The organism is Nonomuraea sp. NPDC050404 (assembly GCF_040655495.1).
Classification (GTDB): Bacteria; Actinomycetota; Actinomycetes; order Streptosporangiales; family Streptosporangiaceae; genus Nonomuraea.
This window is the reverse complement of record NZ_JBFAKB010000022.1, coordinates 163,668-186,746: the sequence shown is the minus strand read 5'-3', so window position 1 is coordinate 186,746 and position 23,079 is coordinate 163,668. Positions and strand designations below refer to the sequence as shown.

General features: G+C 71.1%; 23 protein-coding genes. 11 read left to right on the top strand and 12 right to left on the bottom strand.

Annotated elements, in window-relative coordinates:
- Positions 1-12 precede the first annotated feature (12 nt).
- Entirely contained in the window at positions 13-255 is a 243-nt protein-coding gene (locus AB0I81_RS45185; protein ID WP_360671365.1) for a hypothetical protein, read from the top strand.
- Between the two features lie 3 nt (positions 256-258).
- On the opposite strand, the gene AB0I81_RS45180 is transcribed toward AB0I81_RS45185, so the two are convergent.
- Positions 259-1,224 carry a YafY family protein gene (locus tag AB0I81_RS45180; protein WP_360671363.1) on the bottom strand — a complete coding sequence of 322 codons (966 nt, stop codon included), beginning with the start codon at positions 1,222-1,224 and terminating at the stop codon, positions 259-261.
- A gap of 91 nt (positions 1,225-1,315) precedes the next feature.
- On the opposite strand from AB0I81_RS45180, the gene AB0I81_RS45175 reads away from it, so the two are divergent.
- From AB0I81_RS45175 to AB0I81_RS45165, 3 genes are all read left to right on the top strand, one after another.
- Positions 1,316-2,035, top strand: coding sequence for an SDR family oxidoreductase (locus tag AB0I81_RS45175; RefSeq protein ID WP_360671360.1), 720 nt, complete (start codon positions 1,316-1,318; stop codon positions 2,033-2,035).
- Positions 2,036-2,315: 280 nt separating this feature from the next.
- Positions 2,316-3,197, top strand: a complete 882-nt coding sequence (locus AB0I81_RS45170) for a sulfotransferase (RefSeq protein ID WP_360671357.1) — start codon at positions 2,316-2,318, stop codon at positions 3,195-3,197.
- Positions 3,198-3,371: 174 nt separating this feature from the next.
- Positions 3,372-3,827 (top strand): nuclear transport factor 2 family protein, encoded by a 456-nt coding sequence (locus tag AB0I81_RS45165; RefSeq protein ID WP_360671354.1) that lies wholly within the window; start codon positions 3,372-3,374, stop codon positions 3,825-3,827.
- Here the strand turns inward: AB0I81_RS45165 and AB0I81_RS45160 are convergent.
- The 4 genes from AB0I81_RS45160 to AB0I81_RS45145 all read right to left on the bottom strand — a co-directional run bounded on the left by AB0I81_RS45160 (position 3,803) and on the right by AB0I81_RS45145 (position 7,061).
- Entirely contained in the window at positions 3,803-4,465 is a 663-nt protein-coding gene (locus AB0I81_RS45160) for a response regulator transcription factor (RefSeq protein WP_360671351.1), read from the bottom strand. The two genes, AB0I81_RS45165 and AB0I81_RS45160, sit on opposite strands and share 25 nt — an antisense overlap.
- Positions 4,462-5,622, bottom strand: a complete 1,161-nt coding sequence (locus AB0I81_RS45155) for a histidine kinase (protein WP_360671348.1) — start codon at positions 5,620-5,622, stop codon at positions 4,462-4,464. Before AB0I81_RS45155 ends, AB0I81_RS45160 begins: the two co-directional genes overlap by 4 nt.
- Positions 5,619-5,942, bottom strand: coding sequence for a hypothetical protein (locus AB0I81_RS45150; RefSeq protein ID WP_360671345.1), 324 nt, complete (start codon positions 5,940-5,942; stop codon positions 5,619-5,621). Before AB0I81_RS45150 ends, AB0I81_RS45155 begins: the two co-directional genes overlap by 4 nt.
- A gap of 135 nt (positions 5,943-6,077) precedes the next feature.
- Complete coding sequence (locus tag AB0I81_RS45145) at positions 6,078-7,061, bottom strand: YafY family protein (protein WP_360671342.1); 984 nt, start codon at positions 7,059-7,061, stop codon at positions 6,078-6,080.
- A gap of 61 nt (positions 7,062-7,122) precedes the next feature.
- Here AB0I81_RS45145 and AB0I81_RS45140 point away from each other — a divergent pair, with 61 nt between their 5' ends.
- Positions 7,123-8,496, top strand: coding sequence for an FAD-binding oxidoreductase (locus AB0I81_RS45140; RefSeq protein ID WP_360671339.1), 1,374 nt, complete (start codon positions 7,123-7,125; stop codon positions 8,494-8,496).
- Here AB0I81_RS45140 and AB0I81_RS45135 read toward each other — a convergent pair.
- Positions 8,474-9,694, bottom strand: a complete 1,221-nt coding sequence (locus AB0I81_RS45135; RefSeq protein WP_360671336.1) for an erythromycin esterase family protein — start codon at positions 9,692-9,694, stop codon at positions 8,474-8,476. The genes AB0I81_RS45140 and AB0I81_RS45135 overlap by 23 nt on opposite strands.
- Before the next feature lie 158 nt (positions 9,695-9,852).
- A complete protein-coding gene (locus AB0I81_RS45130; protein WP_360671333.1) occupies positions 9,853-10,110 on the bottom strand; it encodes a hypothetical protein in 258 nt (85 codons plus the stop codon).
- 182 nt (positions 10,111-10,292) lie between these two features.
- On the opposite strand from AB0I81_RS45130, the gene AB0I81_RS45125 reads away from it, so the two are divergent.
- The 4 genes from AB0I81_RS45125 (at position 10,293) to AB0I81_RS45110 (ending at position 13,976) form a co-directional block, all read left to right on the top strand.
- On the top strand, positions 10,293-11,603 hold the full coding sequence (locus tag AB0I81_RS45125; protein ID WP_360671330.1) for an acyltransferase: 1,311 nt from the start codon (positions 10,293-10,295) through the stop codon (positions 11,601-11,603).
- 130 nt (positions 11,604-11,733) lie between these two features.
- Complete coding sequence (locus AB0I81_RS45120; protein WP_360671327.1) at positions 11,734-12,141, top strand: hypothetical protein; 408 nt, start codon at positions 11,734-11,736, stop codon at positions 12,139-12,141.
- Between the two features lie 75 nt (positions 12,142-12,216).
- Positions 12,217-13,302, top strand: coding sequence for a sensor histidine kinase (locus tag AB0I81_RS45115; RefSeq protein ID WP_360671324.1), 1,086 nt, complete (start codon positions 12,217-12,219; stop codon positions 13,300-13,302).
- A complete protein-coding gene (locus tag AB0I81_RS45110; RefSeq protein WP_360671321.1) occupies positions 13,299-13,976 on the top strand; it encodes a response regulator transcription factor in 678 nt (225 codons plus the stop codon). Before AB0I81_RS45115 ends, AB0I81_RS45110 begins: the two co-directional genes overlap by 4 nt.
- Positions 13,977-14,118: 142 nt before the next feature.
- Here AB0I81_RS45110 and AB0I81_RS45105 read toward each other — a convergent pair whose 3' ends face one another.
- From AB0I81_RS45105 to AB0I81_RS45095, 3 genes are all read right to left on the bottom strand, one after another.
- Positions 14,119-15,333, bottom strand: coding sequence for a cytochrome P450 (locus AB0I81_RS45105; RefSeq protein WP_360671319.1), 1,215 nt, complete (start codon positions 15,331-15,333; stop codon positions 14,119-14,121).
- Positions 15,334-15,344: 11 nt separating this feature from the next.
- Positions 15,345-15,716 (bottom strand): hypothetical protein, encoded by a 372-nt coding sequence (locus AB0I81_RS45100; protein WP_360671316.1) that lies wholly within the window; start codon positions 15,714-15,716, stop codon positions 15,345-15,347.
- Between the two features lie 143 nt (positions 15,717-15,859).
- Positions 15,860-17,689: an ABC transporter ATP-binding protein gene (locus AB0I81_RS45095; protein WP_360671313.1), complete on the bottom strand. Its 1,830-nt coding sequence runs from the start codon at positions 17,687-17,689 to the stop codon at positions 15,860-15,862.
- 447 nt (positions 17,690-18,136) lie between these two features.
- Here AB0I81_RS45095 and AB0I81_RS45090 point away from each other — a divergent pair, with 447 nt between their 5' ends.
- The gene (locus tag AB0I81_RS45090) at positions 18,137-19,738 is read left to right on the top strand and encodes an alpha/beta hydrolase (RefSeq protein ID WP_360671310.1); all 1,602 of its coding nucleotides are present in this window, start codon (positions 18,137-18,139) and stop codon (positions 19,736-19,738) included.
- A 169-nt stretch (positions 19,739-19,907) separates the two neighbouring features.
- Here the strand turns inward: AB0I81_RS45090 and AB0I81_RS45085 are convergent, their stop codons facing one another.
- Together AB0I81_RS45085 and AB0I81_RS45080 are read right to left on the bottom strand one after the other, a co-directional pair.
- Positions 19,908-20,696 carry a glucose 1-dehydrogenase gene (locus AB0I81_RS45085; protein WP_360671307.1) on the bottom strand — a complete coding sequence of 263 codons (789 nt, stop codon included), beginning with the start codon at positions 20,694-20,696 and terminating at the stop codon, positions 19,908-19,910.
- A gap of 81 nt (positions 20,697-20,777) precedes the next feature.
- Positions 20,778-21,617 carry a helix-turn-helix transcriptional regulator gene (locus AB0I81_RS45080; RefSeq protein ID WP_360671304.1) on the bottom strand — a complete coding sequence of 280 codons (840 nt, stop codon included), beginning with the start codon at positions 21,615-21,617 and terminating at the stop codon, positions 20,778-20,780.
- A 196-nt stretch (positions 21,618-21,813) separates the two neighbouring features.
- Between AB0I81_RS45080 and AB0I81_RS45075 the strand changes: the two genes are divergently transcribed.
- On the top strand, positions 21,814-23,052 hold the full coding sequence (locus AB0I81_RS45075) for a hypothetical protein (RefSeq protein ID WP_360671301.1): 1,239 nt from the start codon (positions 21,814-21,816) through the stop codon (positions 23,050-23,052).
- The last annotated feature ends 27 nt before the right edge of the window (positions 23,053-23,079 follow it).

The window sequence follows — 23,079 nt, the reverse complement described above, 5'->3', positions numbered from 1 at the left end:
CGATCGGCGGCGGTGCGGCGGATCAGGATCCTGCTCGCGGCCGGGCTGAGCACGGCGCAGATCTTCGAGGTGCTGCCGTGCATCGTCGATGACGACGGCCTGCTGGTGCCCAGTTGTCCCGAACTGGTCGAGGAGCTGACCAAGCAGCGGGACCGGATCGGGGTGGCCATCGACGAACTGGCCGCGACCCAGGCCAACCTGGACGTCATCATCGCCAACCAGTCGATCAAGGAGCCTGTCGACCGAGGAACCTGACGATCAAGGAATCTGGCGAGAGGCGGCCGCGCACTGCTTTGACACCTGTCGCAGTGCCTCCAGCAGTTCGGGGGGTTCGGTCACGGTGAATGGCAGGTCCAGGGCGGCGAGGTAGACGGCCAGGGTCAGTGGCTTGGCGGCGCCCATGTGCAGCAGGCAGCGCTCCTCGTCGAGGTGCTCCACCCTGGCCACCGATGGCACCCGCTCGCTGACCACCGCGGCCGGCGCGTGCACGGTCGCCACCGTCCGGCAGGGTCCCAAGGTCGAGGCCACGCCCTTGGTGACGAAGCCGATCGCCTCCTCCGGCGGCAGGCGGCGGTCGGTGAAGGCCGGTCCGAAGGGCGTGCGCGGGGTGAGCCGGTCGATGCGGAACATCCGCCAGTCCTCGCGATCGACGTCCCACGCCACCAGGTACCAGCGCCGCCCGGTCGACACGAGCCGGTGCGGCTCGGCGTCGCGCACGGTGAGGTTCCCGTCGTGGTCGCGGTAGTCGAAACGCACCCGTCGCAGGTCCCGGCAGGCGGTGGCCAGCGTGGTCAGCACGCCGACGTCCACGGCCGGGCCGTCGCCGGGCAGCGGCACCGTGGAGGCCGCCAGCGCCGCCACGCGCGGGCGCAGCCGGGCCGGCAACACCTGGTCGAGCTTGGCCAGCGCACGCAGCGAGGTCTCCTCGATGCCGCCCACCGTCTGGGCCGCCGCCGTACGCAGGCCGATCGCCACCGCGACGGCCTCCTCGTCGTCCAGCAGCAGGGGCGGCAGCCGGGCGCCGGGTCCCAGCCGGTAGCCGCCCGCCGTGCCGGACGTGGCCGACACCGGGTAGCCGAGGTCGCGCAGCCGTTCGACGTCGGAGCGGATGGTCCTGGTGCTGACGCCGAGCCGGTCGGCGAGCTCCGGCCCCGGCCAGTCGGTACGCGACTGCAGCAACGACAGCAGCCGTAGCAACCGCGCCGCGGGATCCCTCGTGCTCATGTCTCTCAGCTTCTCGCACGTCGCGGAAGTCCTGCTTCCGCGAGGGCTGTCATGGTGGGCGCTCCTCGAACGGAAACGGAAGGGATGTGCCATGCATGCTGCGGTGGTCACGGGCGGATCGCGCGGGATCGGGCGGGCCGTGGTCGAACGGCTCGCGGGCGACGGCGCCACGGTGGTGTTCAGCTACGTGGCCGACGAGCGGGCGGCCAGGGAGGTGGAGGAGGCGTGCGGCGGGCGGGCCGTCGCCGTACGGGCGGACGCGGCCGACCCCGAGCAGGTGGAGCGGCTGTTCGCCAAGGCGGACACGGTGTTCGCGGGACCGCTGACTGCCCTGGTGAACAACGCCGGCGTCATCGATCACACGCCCATCGACGGCCTGACCCGGGAGGTGTTCGAGCGGGTGATGGCGGTCAACGTACGCGGGGCGTTCTTCACGGTTCAGGCGGCGGCGCGCAGGATGGCCGACGGCGGCCGGATCGTGAACATCTCCTCCACCGGCACCGCCTGGCCCAGTCCGGGCGAGTCGGTCTACGCGGCGAGCAAGGCGGCGGTCGAGCAACTCACCCGCGTCGCCTCCCGGGAGCTGGGGCGGCGCGGGATCACGGTGAACGCGGTCTCCCCCGGCCCCACCGACACCGACCTGCTGCGGGCCGGCGCCTCCCCGGAGACCATGGCCGGGGTGGCGCACATGACGGCCCTGGGCCGGGTCGGCACGCCCGCCGACATCGCCGCCCTCGTCGCACTGCTGCTCGGGCCGGATGCGGCGTGGCTGACCGGCCACAACCTCATCGCGGACGGTGGCCTGGTGTGACAGCGACAGGGGCCGGAGGTCTGCCCTCCGGCCCCTGATCGTTCGGCCCTTCCATTCCGGAGTGTGGAGTTATCCGCATTCTTTGGTGGAGAAGTGAGCCACAACCGCTCGTGCCGGCGCAGGACCCACGGTGTCACCTGCGACCCCTCCTGCCAGGAAACTCACAGATTCCTCTTATAGGGTGCTTAGCCATTGTTGTGCAATTATGCAACCGTGGCTCCTGCCACTCACATTTGTCGAGAAAAGGGGACACGGGGGCGAAAGGAAAAGAAAGTCGCGCATGGGAGTCGTCAATAAGGGTTTCAAGAGAAGGGCACGACTTCTGCGCGAGGCACTTCGTCCGCCGTGGCCGCTGACGCAGCCGGAGAACTCCGGAGAGCTCAAGGTCCGGCGTCCGCCGAAGCGCACACAGATCGTCGACCACACCTTCCCCGCCGTGCCACGACTGGTGCGATCGCCCGTTTTCGTGATCTCACCGGTACGCTCCGGGTCAACGCTGCTGCGCATGTTGCTCAACAGTCATTCCCAGATCCGCGCACCGCACGAGCTGCACCTGCGTACCGTCGGGGTGGAGCTGACCCCCGGCTTCTCCGAGACGTCCATGCTGGAGCTCGGCCTGGACCGGGTGGAGCTGGAGCACGTGGTCTGGGACCGCATCCTGCACCTGGAGCTGCTGCGCAGCGGCAAGCAGGTGCTGGTCGACAAGACCCCCGGCAACGTCTTCATCTGGGAACGACTGAAGTACGTCTGGCCGGAGGCCCGGTTCATCTTCCTGCTGCGCCACCCGGAGGGGGTGATCTCCTCGCTGCAGAACCGCAAGGACAACACCACCACCCGGGCGGCTCTCGAGGCCACCGCGCTGAAGTACTTCAAGCCTCTGGAGCAGGCCCGCCGCAAGCTCGACGGCGTGACGGTGCGCTACGAGGAGCTGACCGCGGAGCCCGAGAGGACCACCCGCGAGGTCTGCTCGTACCTGGGCGTGGCGTGGGAGCCGGAGATGCTCCAGTACGGCAGGCACCACCAGGACCAGTTCGTGCCGAACCTGGGCGACCGCAGCGACAACATCAAGTCCGGCCGGATCCAGGCCGCCCGCACCTTCGACTCCATCGACGGCCTGCCGCCCAAGCTCGCCAAGTACGCCACGGCCTGGGGCTACGGCTGAGCGGCGAGCGCCTGCCGCCGGTCGAGCAGTACGGCCGGCACCACCATCGCCGCCAGCGCGAACGCATGCACGTCCGCGCCAGGCCCCGTCAGGAATCGGCCGCCTGAACCCGCAACCGATGACGACGGGACGGTGTTCAGCTAAGCGTTACCGGTGCGAGAAAGGGTGATGACCGTGACGACTTCCGCCTGGACGGTGATGCGGCGGTTCTACGCGGCCGAGGCGGCGTACGTGGCCGCGGGCGGGCCTGGGAAGGCCAGCTATGACCAGGTCGCCGAGCATCTCGACCCCGAGGTGGTGCTGTACCAGGCCCCGGGCCTGCCGTTCACCGGCACGTGGCGGGGCCGGGACGGAATGGAGCGGTTCCTGGCCGTCTTCAGCGGGCTCTGGGAGTCGATGGAGTTCCTGGAGCAGGATCACTGGGGCGATGACGACACCGTGGTGGTGCGCAGCCGGGTCCGGTTCCGGGCCCGCGCTACGGGCAGGGAGATCGACACACTGATCCTTCAGGTGGTCACCGTCAGGGACGGGCGCATGCTCGAATGCCGTCCCGTCTACTGGGATCCCGCCGCCGTGTCCGAGGCGTGCGATACGGCGCCCACGGGTCAGGTCACCAGCCCGTTGCGGTAGGCGTAGACCACCGCCTGCACGCGGTCACGCAGGTCGAGCTTGGTGAGGATGCGGGACACGTACGTCTTGACGGTCTCCTGGCTGATCACCAGCGTCGCGGCGATCTCGCTGTTGGACAGGCCGTCGGCGATGAGGCGCAGCACCTCCAGCTCGCGCGGGGTCAGCGCGTGGTCGGCAGGCGTGTCGTCGTCGGTGGGGCGGATCCGGGCCGCGTACCTGCCGACGAGTTGCCTGGTGACCTCGGGGGCCAGCAGCGCGGCGCCCATCGCGACGGTGCGGATGCCGTGCAGCAGCTGGGACGGCGGGGCGTCCTTGAGCAGGAACCCGCTCGCGCCCGCGCGCAGCGCCTCGTACACGTACTCGTCCAGGTTGAACGTGGTCACCACGAGCACCTTGATGGGGTCCGCCACGCCGGCGCCGGCGAGTTGCCTGGTCGCCTCGATGCCGTCGAGCACCGGCATCCGCACGTCCATCACCACGATGTCCGGCTTCAGCTCGCGGGCGAGCTCGACCCCGGCGCGACCGTCGCCGCACTCGCCGACCACCTCAAGGTCGGGCTGCGCGTCGATGATGGTCGCGAAGCCGGTGCGGATCAGCGCCTGGTCGTCGCAGACCAGGACCTTGACGGGGTCGCTCATGACGAGCTCCCGGCGGGGATGCTGGCCCGTACGACGAAGCCGCCGTCCGGTTGCCGGTCGGCGCCGAACGTGCCGCCCAGGGCCTCTACCCGTTCGCGGAGCCCGGCCAGGCCCCGTCCGCTCCCGCCGGGTGAGCGGGTCCGCGAGCCGGAACCATCGGTGCTGACCTCCACGGTGATCTCCTTCTCGCGGTAACGCACGCGGACGCCCGTGCTGCTGCCGTGGGCATATTTGAGGGCGTTTGTCAGAGCTTCCTGGACGACCCTATAGGCAACGAACTCGGCGCTGCCGGCCGACTCCGAACGGTTGCCCTCTTCGGAGAACTCCACCGGCTGCCCGGCCCGGCGCGTCTGCTCGACAAGTGTGTGCAGGTCGCCGGCGGACGGTGTCCTGTCGCCGCTCTCGGTGTCGTGGTCGGGGTTGAGCAGGTCGAGCAGGTGCCGCAGGTCGGTGATGGCCCGCCGGCCGGTGTCGGTGACGGCGCTCAGGGTCGCGTCGAGGCGTTCGGGGGCGGCGGTCAGGTAGCGCGCGGACTCGGCCTGCACGACCATCGCCGTCACGTGGTGGGTCACGACGTCGTGGAGCTCGCGGGCGATGCGGGTGCGTTCGGCGGCGCGGGTGGCCGCGGCGATGTGGCGGCGGCGTTCGACCTCGGCGGCGCGGGTGGAGCGCAGCCAGCCTCCGACGAACCACGCGAGCACCAGGATCAGGAAGAGCAGCACAATGTCGGCCGGGCTCTCGTTCCCGCCGAGCCGGTCGAGCGCGACCATCAGCGGCACGTACGCCACGGAGAGGAAGATCGCGGTGGCGCGCCGGTGACGTTCCAGATGGGCGCCGGCGCTGATCAGCGCGAAGGGCAGCGCGGTGCCGGCCATCGTGTGGTACGCCAGGAGCTGGTCGAGGGAGAAGCCGAGCGCCACCAGGACGAGGCTGGCGGCCGGCCACTTGCGGCGCACGGCGAGCGGGAGGCATTCGAGGGCGATCACCAGGACGGCCAGCGCGTCGTAGGGGCGGTCCGGCAGGCCGCCGACATCCGTCCCGACGCCGCGGGACATCGGCAGCAGCGCCGCCACCACGAGCAGCACCGCTAAGGGGGAATCCCGGACCGTTACGTCGCACCGCCGCCAAAAATCCGAAATGCGCCGGACATCCATCATCGGGCGAGCCTAGCGGTCCCACCGGACCGGTCACCGAACCGGGAGTAAAGCCGCGCGTCGGACCGGTCGTGAAGCTGGGCGTCGGACTTGGCGTGAAGCCAGGCGTCGTCGGGCCGGTCGTGAAGCCGCGCGTCGTCGGGCCGATCTTCCCGCCGCCGCACCAGCACGTTGCCCCGCAGGAAGGCCGACCACACGAACACGATCGTCAGCAGCAGGCCGAACACCGCCACCGTGCCCCCCACCGGGCCCAGGCTGTCCGCCTGGTAATCGTCCAGAACAACGACCGCCAGAACGGGCACCACCTGCATCAACCACCGCATGACCACTCCTACCCGAGATTCCCCCGCGACCGAAGCGTCGCGGCTACACCGAGAAAATTACGGATTCGCCGGCCGGAAATCGTCACCGCGCGGTGGACACTCGCCGGTAGCTCGCACGGGGGACAGATCGCCGCGTCACGGCAGCCGTCCCCTGAGGCGGCGCAGACGGCTCCCGACCTCCTCCGAGACGTCCACCAGCGTGCAGTCGGCGTCCAGCGCGGTGATCGCCGCGACGTACTGGGTGACCAGTTCGGCGGACTCCGCGCTGAGGTGGACGATGCACGCGTCCGGCCCGTGCGGCTCGATCCGGCCCGGCGCGTGGGCGAACAGCCGGGACCGTACCTGATCGGCGCCGAGCGCGACCTCCAGCCGGGCGCTGTGGCGGTAGGTGGCGGCGGCGAAGGACCGGGTGAGGTAGGCGGCCGGGTCCGGCGCGGGCAGCGGGCGCGGGTGGAAGCGGGCGAGCGCGGGCCGCGCGTCCGTGATGCGGTCGACGCGGAAGTTGCGCCAGTCCGACCGGCCGGGGTCGTAGGCGATCAGGTACCACCTGCCCTCGATGGTGACCAGGTGGTGCGGCTCGACGTGGCGCGCGCTGGCCTCACCGGCGCGGTCGAGGTAGTCGAAGGTCAGCAGCTGATGATCGCGGCAGCTTGAGGCCAGCACCGCCAGCAACACGGGATCGACGCGGCGGGCTTCGCGCGCGGGCACGGCCACGGTGGTGCCGCCGAGAGCCGACAGCCTGGGACGCAGCCGGGGCGGCAACACCCGTTCCAGTTTCGCCAGGGCCCGCACCGAGCTGTCCTCGATCCCCACGACGCTGCCGCCCGCCGCCGTGATCAGCCCGAACGCGACCGCGATCGCCTCCTCGTCGTCCAGCATCAGCGGCGGCAGGTTGCGGCCGGACACCAGCCGGTAGCCGCCCGCCGTCCCGGTGGTGCTCTCGACCGGATAGTCCAGCGCGCGCAGCCGGTCGATGTCGCGGCGCAGGGTGCGACCGCTGACGTCGAGCCGTTCGGCGAGTTCGGCGCCCGACCATTCGCGCCGGCTCTGCAGGAGTGACAGCAGGCGCAGCAGCCGTCCCGGCATGTCCTTGCGCGTCGAACCGGATTCTCTGTCCACGAATTCAGGATGACGGTTGTTGTGGACAAGATGTGTCCTCAAGGGCTTCTAGCGTGGCGATATGAGCACCACGACGAAGCAACTCCAGGAACGTACGCAGGGCGCGGTCCTCGTGCCGGGCGATGAGGAATACGACGGGCACCGGACCGGTTTCCAGCTTCTCGACCCGCACCGGCCCTCGGTCATCGTGGCCGCGCGCTCGGAGACGGACGTGCGGGCCGCGGTCGAGTTCGCCGCCGGGTCGCGCTCGCCGGTGGCGGTGCAGGCCAGTGGCCACGGCCTGGCCTCGCCCACCGAGGGCGTGCTGATCAACACGCGGCACATGTCCGCCGTACGCGTCGATCCGCGCAGCCGCGTCGCCTGGGTCGAGGCGGGCGCGACCTGGCGGCACGTGGTCGAGGCGGCCGCGCCGCACGGCCTGGCGCCGCTCTCCGGCAGTTTCCCGGGCGTGGGCGCGATCTCCTACACGCTGGGCGGCGGCGTCGGTCTGCTGGCCCGCCGGTACGGCTTCGCCGCCGACCACGTACGCCGCATCGACCTGATCACCCTCGACGCCCGGCAGCACCAGGTCACCGAGGAGGCCGACCCCGACCTGTTCTGGGCGCTGCGCGGCGGCGGCGGCAACTTCGGCGTGGTCACCGGCATGGAGATCGACCTGTTCCCGGTCGCCCGCATCTACGGCGGCAACCTGGCCTTCGACGTCCAGCAGGTGCCGGAGGTGCTGGACGCCTGGCGCCGCTGGAGCACCGGCGTGCCCGAGGAGATGACCTCGGCGGTGACCATGCTGACCTACCCGGACCTGCCGATGCTCCCGGAACCCCTGCGCGGGCGGCACGTCGCCCAGCTCGCGATCTCCTACGCCGGCTCGCGGGAGGAGGGCGACCGGCTCGTCGCGCCGCTGCGTTCGATCGGGCCCGTCATGAACGACACGCTGCGCGAACTCCCCTACGCCGAGTCCGGCTCGGTGTTCGCCGAACCGGACCAGCCGCACACCTACCGGTCGCGGAACCTGCTGGTGAACGACCTCGATCCGCAGGCCCTGGCCGACCTGACGAAGGCCGCCGGTCCCTCCGCTCCCGTCATGACCGTGGCGGGCGTGCGGCACCTGGGCGGCGCGCTCGCCCGTGAGCCCCGGATCGCCAACGCCGTCGGCCACCGGGACGCCGCCTACGCGGTGTCGGTCCTGTCGCCGGTGCAGGAGGGCGAACGGGAACTCGTCGCCGAGACGCACCGCGACGCTCTGGCGCCGTTCGCCGGCGCCGCGCTCGGCTGCTCACTCAACTTCGCCTTCGGCCCGCTCGGCGAGGACGAGATCCGCTCCGCGTTCGCCCCCGCCGACTACGACCGGCTGCGCGAGATCAAGCGCCGGCACGACCCCGACGGCCTGCTGCACGCCAACCACCCGATCCCGCCTACAGCGGCGCGCACGAGCTGATCTTCTTGGTGTGCACCAGCACGTCGAACCACTGCGACAACGAGCCCCCGGTCATGTACGACCCCTGCGGCTGAGCCGGGTCGAAGGCCGAGTAGCCGCGCAACTTCGCCGCACGCATCCAGGCGCGGACGGGTTCCGGCGCGGGAGTGCGCAGGTCAAGGGCGTAGGTGTCGCGCCCGGCGTCGCCCAGCGCGCGGTTGACGAAGTCGGCGGTGGGCCGCGGCACCGGGGCCGGCGCCGTGCCGCAGCCTTCGCCGGTGTGCAGCGTGCCGTGGTCGAAGGTGAAGCCGATGGACCGGTACGCCGCGCCGTACCAGCGGCGCAGGTGTGAGCCCGCGCTGTCGAACCTCAGCGGCCGGCCGCTGAGGAAGACGCGCAGGTCGGGGGCGTTGGCCGTGTGCGCGCTCGCGGCCCAGTAGGCGACCTTGTCGCCGGTGCGGCGCTGCCACCAGCGCAGGTTCTCCGCCGCGCGCCGGTCCCGGTAGGCGTAGTTGTCCTCCAGGTCGAACGCCTCGTACCAGGACAGGATCTGGCGGGCGTGCTGCAGCGCCAGTTCCTGCTCACGGTTGCGTGGCAGCCGCTCGACCAGGCGGTACACCTGCTTCGCGTGCTCGATGTAGGGCTTCTTGTCGGCCACGCCCAGGTACCACCGCAGGTTCTCGCCGGCGTTCTCGTGGCGGGGGCGGATGGGCCGCAGGTGCCGCTGGAGTGCGGCGAGCCGGTGCGGGGCGGCCTTGGTCACGTAGGAGGCGACGGCGTCGTACGCCAGGGACCGGGTGGCGTAGTACTCCACGCCCACGAACTGGACCTTGTCCTCGTGGTCCGCGTTGTAGGCGCGTAACCAGGCCAGGACGTCCCGCACCTCGCGCATGTGCCAGGTGCGGGTCATCTCCCGCATCAGGGCGTCCAGGTCGCCCTTGCCCGTCAGCAGGTACTCGTTGATCCGGACCCCCGTCGTCCAGTCCTCCTCCCAGGCGATCGAGCGGAAGCCCATCTCCGTCACCAGCCGGCGCAGGGTGCGGAACTTGAGCACCGACTCCTCGTGCGTGCCGTGCGTGGACTCGCCGAGGCCGACGATCGTGGCCTTGCCGATCATCGCCTCGGTGACCCGCGCGGTGGCGTTGCGATCGATCCAGTCGACCACCGGCGCCTGGGGCGCCACGGCGGTCAGGGCTCCCACCATGAGCAGACGGAACATGAGCGTTCTCCTTCCGGGACACTTGCTGGTTCAGTGTCCAGGGGAGGAGGCCCGGCCCACGTCCGCCGTGGCGACCGTCTCCGCCTACGCCGCCCGGGGTATTCCGGGGGCGCCCACTACATCAGGACGTGGACATGTGACCGACGGAGGAGGGAGCATCAGACCAGGGGCGGATGCTCCAGTTCCCCGCTCCGCACCATCCGCTCCTCCGCCTCGGCGGCCGTACGCAGCGCGGACTCTATGCGGACCCGGGTGGCGGCCACCCGCTTGGCCGCGGACGCCATCCGCCGTTCTGATTCCTCGATCTGGTCGCGCACGCGGCGGCGGACCCGTTCGTTCTCGATGAGATGGTGTGGTGCCGTCCCTGCCTCGGCGTCGGAAGTGTCGGAAGACCAGGTCGGCCGTGCCTCGTGCATGGTCACCTCCGTCTCGGGACGGCGGGACCGCTGGGCGATGCCTCGGCGAGCCCGACCCTCTCCCTCAGTCCCATCCGCTCTAAGGCAATATATAGGCCGGATCCCCGCCGAGCGCGATGCTCATAAGTCACCATTGGGGCCGCTTTCAGCTTTTGTCCAGGTTGATGCCATAATGTGACCTAATGTCGATAAACACGGCCGGTCGGGAGAGTGGCGGGCCGCAGGTCACGGCGGGGACGGATGCGCCCCCGCCGGCCCGTCGGCAGATCTGGCTGGACGCCCTTCGCGGCGTGGCCGTGCTCTTCGTGCTCTTCGAGCACACGCTGGACGCCCTCTTTCACGAGGTCCGCGAGGCCATCAGCCCCTGGTTCGACTTCGGCCAGTACGGCGTCATGGTGTTCTTCCTGGTCAGCGGCTACGTGGTGCCGGCCTCGCTGGAACGGCGGGGCAGCGTCGCGGCCTTCTGGATCGGCCGCCTGTTCCGCCTCTACCCCCTGTGGATCGTCGTGGCGATCATGGGCACCTGGTTCGGCCTCCTGGAGGTGTACTCGGCCCTGCCCGTCCAGTTGCGCGACCATCCGATCGAGTCCGGCATCGCCCACCTGACCATGCTCCAGGACTTTCTCCAGGTCGTCAGCGTGGTCAACGTGTTCTGGACGTTGTCGTACGAGATGGTCTTCTACCTGCTGGTGACCGCGATCTTCGTCATCGGGCAGCGCCGCGTGAACACCACCGGCACGCTCGCCTGCACGATGGCGGGCGTGCTCGTGGGCGGCGTGCTGCCGGCCGGCGCGCTGTCGCGCGGGCTCGGGGACGAGACCGTCGTGGTCATCGCGACCGTGGCGCTCGTGGCCGGGCTCACCGCGGTCCTGCTCGGCCGCAACGGTGTACGGCTGTGCGGCGCGGCCGTCCTGGCCGCCCTGGCCCTCGTCCTGCTCGGCGCCAACAGCCGGATCGGCGCGTGGCAGAGCCTGGCCATCATCGCCACCATGTTCGCCGGGACGGCGCTCTACCGGATGGACCAGGGGCAGCTCCGCCGGGGGGTGGGATGGCTGATCGGGCTGGTGCCCGTCGTCTCCATCTCCGCCGCGATCTGGTTCGGCCCCGGCTGGGGCATGTCGGAACAGCAGGCGCTGGCCTTCAAGTGGAGCTGGTCCACCGCCGTGGCCGCGGCCTGGCTGACCTTCGTGGCCGGCCGCCTGCTGCGGTCGTGGGCCGTGCCCCGCTTCCTGCTGGGCCTCGGGCTGATCAGCTACTCGGTCTATCTGCTGCACCCGCTCGCGCTGCAGGGCCTGCGGCGGATGCTCCCCGATCCCGCCCAGGTGTCCCTGCCGGAACGGCTCACCTGGTCCGTGGCGCTGCTGGTGGTGATCATCACGTGCGCCGTCCTGAGCTACCGGTACATCGAACGGCCGGCCCAGGAGGTCGGCCGGCGGCTGGCCCGCTCGGCCGCCCGCAAGGAACGTGCGCGAACACCGGTGACGGAGACCTGACCGTACTGCTTCTGATGTAGTGCGTAGCCCGTTCGGTGCAGATCCGGGTGACGCGTCCTGGACGATGTGGGCCCGGTACGGCCTGGCCTAGCGTCGCAGTGACCAGGACCCGCTCGAAGGGAAAGTCACTGTGAAGAAGAGCTCGATCATCGCCATCGTCGCGGCGGGCCTGACCGTCGGGGCGCTCGGGATGGGCGTGCCCAGCGCGTCCGCCGGCGACCGGAACGACAAGGGCGCCGCCGCGCCCAAGCCGCCGAAGGGCGCCAGGGCCGTGGTCCAGGTCAGCCCCAACCCCACGACCGAGCGCGGCCAGGAAGTGACGATCACCGGTCACTGCGGCGGCGGGCCGAGGCTCAAGGCCATCATCGCCGGCCTGCCAGGCAAATCCATCATGGAGGACATCCGTATCATCGACGACAATCCGAAGGGCTTCGTGGCCAAGGCCCGCCTGAAGTCCACGATCGGCAACGGGGTCGGCCCGATCTTCGTCGACTGCGACGGCGAGATGGGCGTCACCCTGCTGGTCACGCACGTCTGAGCACCACCGTAGAAGGTTCTCGTGGTCATACCGTCGCCGCGGCGCGTTCCCGCTCCGGTCCGTCATTCCGCCTGGTTGCTCGATCTGGCGCTGGCCGTCATCACGGTCATCGGCGTCGTCACCGGCATCATGGCGGCCGAGCTGCGCCAGTCGCCCTGGAGCGGGACGTTCCAGTTCGCGCTGTTCCTCGGCGTGGTCCTGCTGCTGCGGCGCCGGTGGCCCATGGTCGTGCTGCTCCTCTCGATCGCCGCGACCTTCGTCTTCCACTTCACCAGCCTTTTCCAGGGCGGCTGGATCTGGCCGGCCTCCGCTGCCTACTTCAGCGCCGCCTGCACGCCATGGGTGCGATGGGTGGCGGCCATCGGGGTGGCCCAGCTCGGGTACGAGGCGGTGTACCTGCGGGAGATCCTCGCCGAGAACGTGCCCCGTTTCCTCACCCACGTCCTCGGTGAGGGGCTGCTGCTGGCCGCCCTCGTCGCCGCCGGGCTGGTGTACGCCGCCGCCGCGCGCTGGCGGGAGCGGCTGCGCGAGAGCGAGGGCCGTACCCGCGCCGCCGAGGAACGGCTCCGGCTCTCGCGGGAGGTGCACGACATCGTCGCCCACACCCTCGCGGTCGTCGGCGTGCAGCTCAACGTCGCCGCCGACGCCCTCGATGAGGAGGACCCCGCCGAGGCCGCCGATGCGCTGCGCGTGGCCAAGGACGTCAGGAACCGCGCGATGGCCGACCTCAGGTCGCTCATCGGCGTCCTGCGCGACGACCCCGGCGGCCCGGCCCCGCAACCCGACCTGGCCACGCTCGGCGACCTGATCGAGAACGCCCGCGCCGCCGGGCTGCGCGTGACCCTCGACGAGCGCGGCGACCCCTCGAACGTGCCCGCCGCACCCGCCGTGGCCGTCTATCGCATCGTGCAGGAGGCGCTCACCAACACGCTGAAGCACGCGAACGCGACCGCCGCCGAAGTTCGCGTCGGGTACGGGCCACGCTCGGTGACCGTCGAGGTCGAGGACGACGGCCGGGGCTGCGCGCGGATCGCCGAGGGGCACGGCCTGACGGGCATGCGCGGACGGGTCGGCGCGCTCAACGGCACCCTCTCGGTGGAATCGACGCCCGGCGGCTTCACCGTGCGGGCCGAGATCCCTGTGGCAGGCTCCCTGACATGACGATCAGAGTCCTCCTCGCCGACGACCAGGCTCTGGTACGGGCCGGCTTCCGCAGCCTGCTGGCCCGCTCCCGTTCCCATGACCTCGTCGTCGTCGGCGAGGCCGCCACGGGAGAGGAGGCCGTGCGGCTGGCCACGACCACTCACCCGGACGTGGTGCTGATGGACATCCGCATGCCGGGGATGGACGGCATCACCGCCACCCGGCACATCGTCGCCGACCGGGCGATCCCGGGCTGCCGCGTGATCATCCTGACCACGTTCGACACCGACGAACACGTCTTCGCCGCGCTGCGGGCCGGCGCCAGCGGCTTCCTGACCAAGGAGGTCGAGCCGGGCGAGCTGCGCCGCGCGGTGGCCGCGGTCGCGGCCGGGGACGCGCTGCTGTCGCCCGGCGTCACCCGGCGGGTGGTGGAGCAGTTCGCCCACCGGCAGGGGCCGGCTCCCGTCGCGCGCGAACGGCTGACCGCGCTCACCTCCAGGGAGCAGGAGGTGGTACGGCTGGTCGCGCTGGGCCTGTCCAACGACGAGATCGCCGCCCGCCTGACGATCAGCCCGTTCACCGCCAAGACCCACATCACCAGGGCCATCGCCAAGCTGGACGTGCGCGACCGCGTCCAGCTCGTCATCCTCGCCTACGAGAGCGGCCTGGTGCGGCCGGGCGACGCCTCCTGACGGCTCAGGCGGCCGCCTCCCGAGGGCTCAGGCGGGCGCCTCCCGAGGGCTCAGGCGGGCGCCTCCCGAGGGCTCAGGCGGGCGCCTCCCGAGGGCTCAGGCGGGCGCCTCCCGAGGGCTCAGGCGGGCGCCTCCCGAGGGCTCAGGCGGGCCCGGCGAAGCGCACGGGCAGCGCCACCGGGCCGCGGGTGATGCCGAAGGGTAACCAGCGGATCCCGGCCGACGGGTCGGCCCAGCGCAGGCCGGGCAGCCGGGTCAGCAACACGCGCAGCCCGACGGCGCCCTCGATGCGGGCCAGCGGGGCGCCCAGGCAGTAGTGGATGCCGTGGCCGAAGGCCAGGTGCCGGGGGTCGGCGCGGGCCACGTCCAGGCGGTCGGCGTCGTCCGCGGGGGCGGCGGCGCGGCTGGCCGAGGTGAGGGCGATCGAGACGGCCTGACCGGCCCTGACGTGCTGCCCGCCGAGAAGCAGGTCCTCGGTGGCGAACCGGGCGGGCGTGATCTCGACGGGCGCGTTGTAGCGCAGGAACTCCTCCACCGCCGCCGGAATGCCTTCCGGCCGCTCCCGCAGGTACGCGGCCTGCTCCGGATGGTCGAGCAGCGCGGCCAGGGCGTTGCCCAGCAGGTTCACGGTGGTCTCGTGCCCGGCGACGACCAGCAGGACGGCGGTGCCGAGCAGTTCGGTGTCGGACAGGCGGCCGTGATCGTCATCATGCACCCTGGCCAGCTCGGACAGCAGGTCGTCGGCGGGCTCGCGGCGCTTGTCGTCGAGCAGGCCGCGGAGATAGCCGTTGAGCGCGAGCAGCGCGGCCCGCTGGTCCTCCGACGGGTTGCCCATGCCCTCGCGGGTCCAGCGGTGCAGGTCGGCCCGGCGCTCCTGCGGCACGCCCAGCAGCTCGCAGATGACCGCCATGGGCAGCGGCCTGGTGAAGGAGGCGACCAGGTCGGCCTCGCCGTCGCCCTCGATGGAGTCGACGAGCCGGTGGGAGAGCCGCTCGATCCACGGGGCGAGCCGTTCGGCGGCCCGCGCGGTGAACGCCTTGGAGACCAGGCGGCGCAGCCTGGTGTGCTCGGGCGGATCGGCCGTCAGCATGTTCCCGCCGAAACCGGTGCCGGCCAGCATGATGTGCTGGCCGGCGGCGCGCAGCCGGTCGGCGAACGGCTCGGGATCCTTGCTCAGCTTCGGATGGGCCAGCGCCTCCCGGCCCAGCTCGTAGTCCACGACCAGCCAGACGGTCGATCCGTCGGCGGAGCGCACACGGTGAATCGGGCCCGATGCGCGCAGCTCGGCGTATCGGGCGTGGGCGTCGGCCTTGAAGTCGGGGGTCCCGACGAGGATGGGTTCATCGCGGGTGCTCATGATGAGCATGCTCACCCGATCATCCGCTCCGCGCCAGTGCCACGACGCGACCGGATCCGCCCCAGCGACCCGACCAGCGCCGCAGCCGCCAGATAGTGCACGGCGGGTCCGGGCTCGACGATGTGCCACCCGCCGAATCGCAGGCTGCTCCCGCAGTCGTCGGGAACGGTCGTGATCGCGTACGGGATCGTGAACACCACGGCGATCGCCACGAACAGCGCCGCCGTGACCCGCGCGCTCCACGCTCCCCTGAAGGCGAGGACCGCGACCAGGCCGAGCGCCATCACCGCGGTGGGCAGGCCGGCCGCCTCGGCGGTGATGGTCAGCCGGGTGATCTCCCACAACCACTCGACGTCCAGGGGCTCGTACGGGGTCGCGCTCAAGGGACAGTAGCCCCCGCGGTACGTGACGACGATTTCTCCCGAGACGTGCAAGCGAACGGTGCGCAGAGCGGGAGCCGACAGAGCCGCGAGGGCCAGCAGGGGTGGTAAGAGTTTCGGTAACGGGAGCACGCGGGAAGTTTAGATCATCGGGCTACGGCGTCCGGGGCGTCGTCGTCGACCAGGAAGCCGCCCGACTGGTGGTGCCAGAGCCTGGCGTAGGAGCCGTCGGCCTCCAGCAGTTCGCCGTGGGAGCCCTGCTCCACGACGTTCCCCCGGTTGAGCACGACCAGCCGGTCCATGCGGACCACGGTGCTCAGGCGGTGCGCGACCACGAGCGCGGTGCGCCCCTGCATGAGCCGCCACAACGCCTCCTGCACCAGGACCTCGCTCTCGGAGTCCAGGGCGCTGGTCGCCTCGTCCAGCAGCAGGATCGGGGCGTCGCGCAGGATCGCGCGGGCCAGGGCGAGGCGCTGCCGCTGGCCGCCGGAGAGCTTGATGCCGCGCTCGCCCACCAGCGTTTCAAAACCGTCGGGCAGGGACTCGGCGAACTCCGTGACGTGCGCCGCCCGCGCCGCCCGCATGATCTCGGCCTCGGTGGCGCCGGGCCGGGCGAAGGCGATGTTCTCCCGGATCGACCGGTGGAACATGGCCGGCTCCTGGGGCACGTACGCGATGAGGCTGCGCAGGTCGGCCTGGCGCAGGCGGGTGATGTCCTGGCCGCCGATCACGATCCGGCCGCCGTCGATGTCCATGAGGCGCAGGAGCAGGCGGGTCAGGGTGCTCTTGCCGCCGCCGGACTGGCCGACCAGCCCGATCTTGGTGCCGCTGGGGATGTCCAGGTCAAGGCCGTCGAAGAGGGGCGGGCCACCGCCGTAACCGAACCGCACCCGCTCGAAGCGCACGCTCGCGTCCTTCTGGCGCAGCGGCAGCGGGTCCGGGGGGTCCAGTACGGTCGGCGGCACCAGGAGCAGCTCGGTGAACTGGGCGGCCTCGGTGAGCACGGTCTCGATGCGGCGGTAGATCTGGTTGAACTCGAACATGATGGCGACCGTGTTCGTGTAGTAGGTGAAGGTCACCACGATGGCCTCCACGCCCAGGCCGCCGCGCAGCCACACGGCGAGGAGCAGGCCCGCGGCGCTGGTGAGGACCGAGATGGGGGCGACGACGGTGTCGACCCGCAGGTTGCCGTAGTCCCAGGAGCGCAGCGACAACCGCGACTGCTCGGCGACCCTGGCCCGGTGCTCAACGGCCTCGCGGTCCTCGGCGGCGAACGCGCGTACCGTGTCCATGTTGGTCAGCACGTCGGCGACGTGGCCCGACACGCGTACCTTGGCGGCCTCGCGCTCGTCCACCAGCGCCTGGCGGCGGCGGATGAGCGGCGCGACGAGGAAGCCGGTGACGACGATCAGCCCGAGCAGGACGAGGACCAGCAGCGGGTGGTACTGCCACAGGACCACCGAGGCGAAGACCAGCGGCACCACCTTGGCCATGATCGAGAAGGTCAGCGTGTCGGCGAAGTCCTCGAACCTGGAGGAGAAGCCCAGCACCCGCTTGGTGAGCGAACCCGCGAAGTTGTCGTGGAAGAACGCGGCGTCCTTGGTCAGCAGCTCGTCCATGCCCAGCACGCCGAGCCGTTCGATGCCCCGGGCGTCGGTGCGGTTGAGGAAGTGCAGCCCGATCCGCCACAACACCTCGCCGGCCAGCAGCAGCGCGGCGAAGCCGAGTATGTACGGCAGCAGCGCCGGCACCGAGCCGTCACCGCCCTCGGCCAGATGCCCCACGACCCCGGCCACCGCCAGCGGCGCCAGGTAGAACAGGCAGACGTTGCCCAGCGCCGGCGCGGTCAACGCGGGCACCGCGACCCGCCACTGGCGCCTCATCTCGCCCCAGTAGTAGCGCAGCGCCAGCAACACCGCCGATTTGCGGACCGATGGGCCCTCTCCGGAGTTTTCAGGTGATCCGAGCAGGGCCATCCGTCCTCCCGAGTGCCGACGTCGCCGTGCAATGCTGCACGAGGACACGCGGGGACGGCCAATGATTTTCCGCGCGGCATCCCCGGACGCCACCGCTCCGACGAGCCCCGTTCCCCGGCTCGGCGGCTACCGCCTGTCGCCGGAGAGAGCTGACTGTCACCGCTTCGGGAGACTCATGCCGTACGCCGTGCGCGAGGTCAGCAGGGATCCGGCGACGGCGGCGGCCAGCCCGATGGCGGCCAGGGTGCCCGGCGATCAGTGTGCGGGTTGACTTGGACGTGGCGTCATGGTTTTTGCTGGACTCACTACCGGATCCGTCCACGAGGTTCAGCTCGACGTGCTGTAACGCACGCACATCCCCGCCTTCCGCAGTGCCACGCACCTGGCGTGAGCCTGCTCGGATTTCCGGCCCCTCCGACGACGACGACGAAGAAGAAGAGAAGGCGCATGCCATATCGCAAGAGAACTGCCGTCATCATGGGTGCCGCGGCGTTGACGCTGCTGGCCGGCGGTCAGGCCGTCGCGGCCGGCACCCAAGCCGGTCAAACCGCTCAGGCCGGTCAGACCGCTCAGGCCGCTCAGGCCGCTCAGGCCGGTCAGCAGGCCGTTTCCTCCGGTACCGGATTGGAGCGCTTCTACGGGCAGAAGCTGGCCTTCAAGCCGTGCGACGCGCACCTGCCGCCCGGCGCGCCGGCCGTCAAGGCCGAGTGCGCGCGGCTGAAGGTGCCGCTCGACTACCGCAAGCCGCAGGGCAGGCAGGCGGAGATCGCGGTACTGCGGGTGCCCGCGCGCGGCAAGGACCGGATCGGGTCGCTCGTGCTGAACCCCGGCGGTCCCGGCTTCTCCGGCGCCGATCAAGCCGCCCTGTCCGCCGCCGTGTGGGCGAAGTCGCCGGTCACCGAGCGTTTCGACGTGGTCGGGTTCGACCCGCGTGGCGTCGGCGCCTCGACCCCGGCGCTCGACTGCTACACCGACGCCGAGCGCGAGCGCGACGCCAAGCTCTCCTCGATCCCGGCCGGCCTGGACGACTGGACCAGGCAGGAGACCCGCCAGCTCCTCCAGCAGTGCGCCGAGCGGTCCGGTGGCAAGCAGGTGCTCGCGCACGTCGGCACCCGCGACGTCGCCCGGGACATGGACGTGCTGCGCCAGGCCCTGGGCGATGACAAGCTCACCTACGCGGGCACCAGCTACGGCAGCCGGCTCGGCGCCGTGTACGCCGAGATGTTCCCGAAGAAGGTCCGCGCGCTGGTGCTCGACGCGGCTTTTGACCCGTACGCGGGCACCCACGAGCGACGAGTCCAGCAGGCCACCGGCATGCAGCGCTCCTTCGAGCGCCTGGCCGCCTCCTGCGCCACCAAGAAGGACTGCCCGCTCGGCACCGACCCCGAGCGCGCCACCCAGGAGTTCCAGAAGCTCGTCCGGCCGCTGATCGACAAGCCCGTACCGGCGTCCGGGGGGCGCAAGCTGACGTTCGGGCAGGCGGTCGAGGGAGTGACGGCCGCCATGTACGCCGAGACGAGCTGGCCCACCGCGATCGCGGGACTCACCGAGCTGAAGGCCGGCAAGGGCGACACCCTGCTGAAGCTGCGCGACGGCTACCACGCGCGGACCGCCGACGGGCGCTACCCCAACTCGCTTGAGGCCTCGTTGACGATCAACTGCCTGGACGAGGAGCGCCACACGCCGAATCAGGGGGCCGCGATGAACCGGGCGTGGTTCAAGGCGGCGCCGTTCACCGACCCCGGCCGGCCGTTCAAGGAGGTGCGTGACGGCTGCGAGCAGTGGCCCGTCAAGCCGACCCTCGGCTACCCGTACGCCACGAACATCAAGGGCCTGGCCGACACGCTGACCGTCTCCGTCACGCGCGACCCCATCACCCCGCACGCGGGCGGCATCAACCTGGCCAAGGCGCTGGGCGGCAGCCTGCTCACCGTCGAGGGCGAGCAGCACGGCGCCCTCCTGACCACCAACACCTGCGTCAACCAGGCCGTGGCCACCTACCTCATCGACCTCAAGACCCCGGCCGAAGGGGCCCGCTGCGAGCTCTGAACCGGCCCTCGGGCCATGGAGCTGAGGCCCGCACGACGAGCGACCCCGCGCCTTCACCCCGGCGCGGGGTTGCTTCGTCATGAATGATCCGGTCAGCCCAGCGCGGGTCGTTTCGTCACGAACGACCCGGTCACCCCGGCGCGGGGTCGCTTCGGCGTGAGCGATCCGGTCAGCCCGTCAGGCCGGAGGCGGTGGCGACCAGGCCGCCGTCGATGATCAGGTCCTGGCCGTTGATGTAGGACGCCTCGCCCGAGGCCAGGAAGGCGACCGCGTCGGCGACGTCGTCGGCGGTGCCGAGGCGGCCGGACGGTACCGCCGCGAGGACCCCGGCCTCGGCCGCGTCGGAGACGTTGTCGTGGTACATCGGGGTGGCGATGTAGCCGGGGCTGACCGAGTTGACCCGGATGCCCCTGGGGCCGAGATCGGCCGCGAGGGTGTGGGCCAGGTTGTGCACCGCCGCCTTGGTCGCCGCGTACAGCGAGCCGCCCGGCAGGCCACGGTGCAGCGTCCACGAGGCGTTGATCACGATGGCTGCGCCCTCCGAAAGCAGGGGCAGAGTCTTCTGGATCGTGAAGAAGACCCCCTTGAAGTTGGTGTCCACGAGGCGGTCGAACTCGGCCTCGGTGACATTCGCCGCGTCATCGAACGAGGCGACGCCCGCGTTGGCGAACACCACGTCCAGGCGGCCGTACCGCTCCCGGATGGCGGCGGTCAGCGTGTCGATGTCGGTCAGGCTGGCCACGTCGCCGCGTACCGCCAGGACCCGGTCCTCGCCGTCCAGCTCCTCAAGCGCGGCCTTCAGTCGTACGTCGTCGCGGCCGGTGATGACCACGTGCGCGCCCTCGGCGAGCAGCCTGCGCGCGGTGGCCAGGCCCATGCCGCTGGTGCCGCCGGTGATGAGGGCGACCTTGTCGTTGAAGCGGGAAAAGTCGTTGAAAGAGGCGTTCGTCTTCGTCATGGGACTCAGCTTGCCGACCGGCTCGCGAGGCATACAGTGCGTGTCCAACCTGGGTCTGGCACCACCCACCCTGACTGAGATTCACGCCGGAGAGGCGACCTCCGACCGCACCGGCCGACCCTCGACGCCTGGCCGTGGGTTGTACAGCTCCAGGTACCAGTCCGGGTGATCGGTCACCTCCAGGGTCGTCACGTCGAAGAACAGCTCGCCGGCCTCCGGGTGGCGCACCGCTTTGACGGTCTGGCCGGGTACGCCCACCTGGTGCAGCGCCCACAGCTCGGCGAACTCGGGGCTCACGGCGCTGAGGTCGTCCACCAGCCGGCTGTACTCGGGGTCGTCGGGATGATGTGCCGCGTTGGCGCGGAAGGCGGCGACCACGGCCGGCGCGACCGAGGCCCATTCGACGTGCATGCCCCGGTACCGGGCGTTGGTGAAGAACGAGATCAGGCAGTTGTGGTCGGTGTCGTCGTAGCCGAAGACGTCCCTGGTCGCGTCGTTGATGGCCAGCAGGTTCCAGTACCGGTCGCGCAGGATCGCCGGTCGTGGCGCCCACGCCTCCAGCAGGCGGCGCAGTTCCGGGCCGACCGGAACGCCGGGTTGCCCGCCGGGCCGTGGCGGGTTGAGGCCGGACAACAGGTACAGGTGTGCGCGCTCGGGTTCGGTCAGCCGCAGCGCCCGGCCGATCGCGTCGAGCACCTCTGCGGAGACGTTGATGTCGCGGCCCTGTTCGAGCCAGGTGTACCAGGACACGCCGACCCCGGCCAGCACGGCGACCTCCTCGCGCCGCAGCCCCGGGGTCCGCCGCCGGCCCGCCGTCGCCATGCCGACGTCACCGGGGGTGAGCCGGGCCCGGCACGTACGCAGGAAGTCGCGCAGCTGCTCGCGGCGCCGCCGCCTCGCCTCAGGGGATTCGCTGGTCATACGGGGCCAACACCTGTTCTCGCGATTCTCATCCTCAGGCGCGCCGGAAGCTGCGGGAAGTTATGCCACATTGGGCGACAAAGCGCTGATCAGAGACTCGTGACAACGGCAAACCCGCTCCACGCCCGCGCAAGATCCAGCATCCTGGGGAACCGCCGCATCACCACGCCCCCCGCCCCCGTTAGAAGGAGTCTTCGTGACTCGGTATGCCATCGACCGAGCCCGCAACACGCTCACCGCTCAATGGGGCACCGGCATCGGCGACCTCGCCACCACCGTGGCCGAACTGCCCGGCCGGTTCCCGTACCACGACGTGCTACGGCTGGCCGACCTCCTCACCAGGCTCTCCCAGACCTGCTGGCGCTGCTACACGCATCCGGCGGGCGCCGCCGACGCGCACGGGCCCGGCAGCATCGGCTGGCACCGGCTGCGGGAACGCGACGCCTTCGCCGCCGTCCTCACCACCCTGGCCGCCCCAGACCGGCGCGCAACAGACCCCACCTCCGAACAACCCTGTTCCGAGCCGCCCGGCAACGGCCCACCCGCCTCCGAGTCGCCCACACCCAGGCCGCCTGCTTCCGCGCCGCCTGCCGACGGCCCGCCTGCCGACGGGCCACCTGCCGACGGGCCGGCCACCAAGGTCGGCAACGCGGCTCACGCCGTCGGCAGCGCGTTGCGTGCCCTCGGCTCGACCCGGCTGACCGAGTACGTCACCACCGACGTCACCGCCGAACTGGCCGCGATCGAACAGGCCGAACGCGGCGACCTCACCGAACGCGCCCAGCAAGCCGTCACCCTCACCCGCGAGGACGCCTCACCGCTCCAGATCGCCCAGGCCGACATCCTCCTGCGCCACGACCCCCTCGCCGCGGAGGCGCTCATCACCCAGATCGACCCCACCGCCGCCGCCATCGCCGCCGCACACTGGCTCTACGCCGCCGTCGCCGTAACCGCCAGGCACACGGGTACGCACCCCGTACAGGTCGTCGTGGCCGCCGACCAGCGCACCAAGCCCCTCGCCACCGAGAGCCTGACCGACGTCATCGCGGTCATCGGCGCGGGCGGCCGGCCCCGGCACGTGGTCATGACCCTGATCCGCAACGCCCTGCACATCGCCGAGGGCCACCTGTACGGCATCACCGACGCCCGTCACCGCATCACCGCCGCCGAACAGCTCATCGACCAGGCCCAGGCCGACCATCCCGGTCTCGACCTCGGCCCCGACACCGTCCACCTGCCCCTGACCAGCCTCGACCCCGCCCGTCCCGCCCCCGACCTCCTGGAGAACCTGCTCCACGGCATCCGCAGCTGCCACCGGTTCTTCGAGCGGCACGGAAACCACCGCACGGACGACCCGCAGCGGGAAGGACCGCACGAGGCGTTCCTGCGCGCGATCCGGTACGAGGCGGCCTCCCGCAACGAACACCTCTTGTGAGCGGAACGGGCACCCGGCCGGGTGTCC

Coding starts and splice junctions, on each gene's coding strand:
- AB0I81_RS45180 (WP_360671363.1), bottom strand. CDS start 1,224: ATGAGCACGAGGGATCCCGCGGCGCGGTTGCTACGGCTGCTGTCGTTG.
- AB0I81_RS45175 (WP_360671360.1), top strand. CDS start 1,316: ATGCATGCTGCGGTGGTCACGGGCGGATCGCGCGGGATCGGGCGGGCC.
- AB0I81_RS45170 (WP_360671357.1), top strand. CDS start 2,316: ATGGGAGTCGTCAATAAGGGTTTCAAGAGAAGGGCACGACTTCTGCGC.
- AB0I81_RS45160 (WP_360671351.1), bottom strand. CDS start 4,465: ATGAGCGACCCCGTCAAGGTCCTGGTCTGCGACGACCAGGCGCTGATC.
- AB0I81_RS45155 (WP_360671348.1), bottom strand. CDS start 5,622: ATGATGGATGTCCGGCGCATTTCGGATTTTTGGCGGCGGTGCGACGTA.
- AB0I81_RS45150 (WP_360671345.1), bottom strand. CDS start 5,942: ATGCGGTGGTTGATGCAGGTGGTGCCCGTTCTGGCGGTCGTTGTTCTG.
- AB0I81_RS45140 (WP_360671339.1), top strand. CDS start 7,123: ATGAGCACCACGACGAAGCAACTCCAGGAACGTACGCAGGGCGCGGTC.
- AB0I81_RS45135 (WP_360671336.1), bottom strand. CDS start 9,694: ATGTTCCGTCTGCTCATGGTGGGAGCCCTGACCGCCGTGGCGCCCCAG.
- AB0I81_RS45130 (WP_360671333.1), bottom strand. CDS start 10,110: ATGCACGAGGCACGGCCGACCTGGTCTTCCGACACTTCCGACGCCGAG.
- AB0I81_RS45125 (WP_360671330.1), top strand. CDS start 10,293: ATGTCGATAAACACGGCCGGTCGGGAGAGTGGCGGGCCGCAGGTCACG.
- AB0I81_RS45110 (WP_360671321.1), top strand. CDS start 13,299: ATGACGATCAGAGTCCTCCTCGCCGACGACCAGGCTCTGGTACGGGCC.
- AB0I81_RS45105 (WP_360671319.1), bottom strand. CDS start 15,333: ATGAGCACCCGCGATGAACCCATCCTCGTCGGGACCCCCGACTTCAAG.
- AB0I81_RS45095 (WP_360671313.1), bottom strand. CDS start 17,689: ATGGCCCTGCTCGGATCACCTGAAAACTCCGGAGAGGGCCCATCGGTC.
- AB0I81_RS45090 (WP_360671310.1), top strand. CDS start 18,137: ATGCCATATCGCAAGAGAACTGCCGTCATCATGGGTGCCGCGGCGTTG.
- AB0I81_RS45085 (WP_360671307.1), bottom strand. CDS start 20,696: ATGACGAAGACGAACGCCTCTTTCAACGACTTTTCCCGCTTCAACGAC.
- AB0I81_RS45080 (WP_360671304.1), bottom strand. CDS start 21,617: ATGACCAGCGAATCCCCTGAGGCGAGGCGGCGGCGCCGCGAGCAGCTG.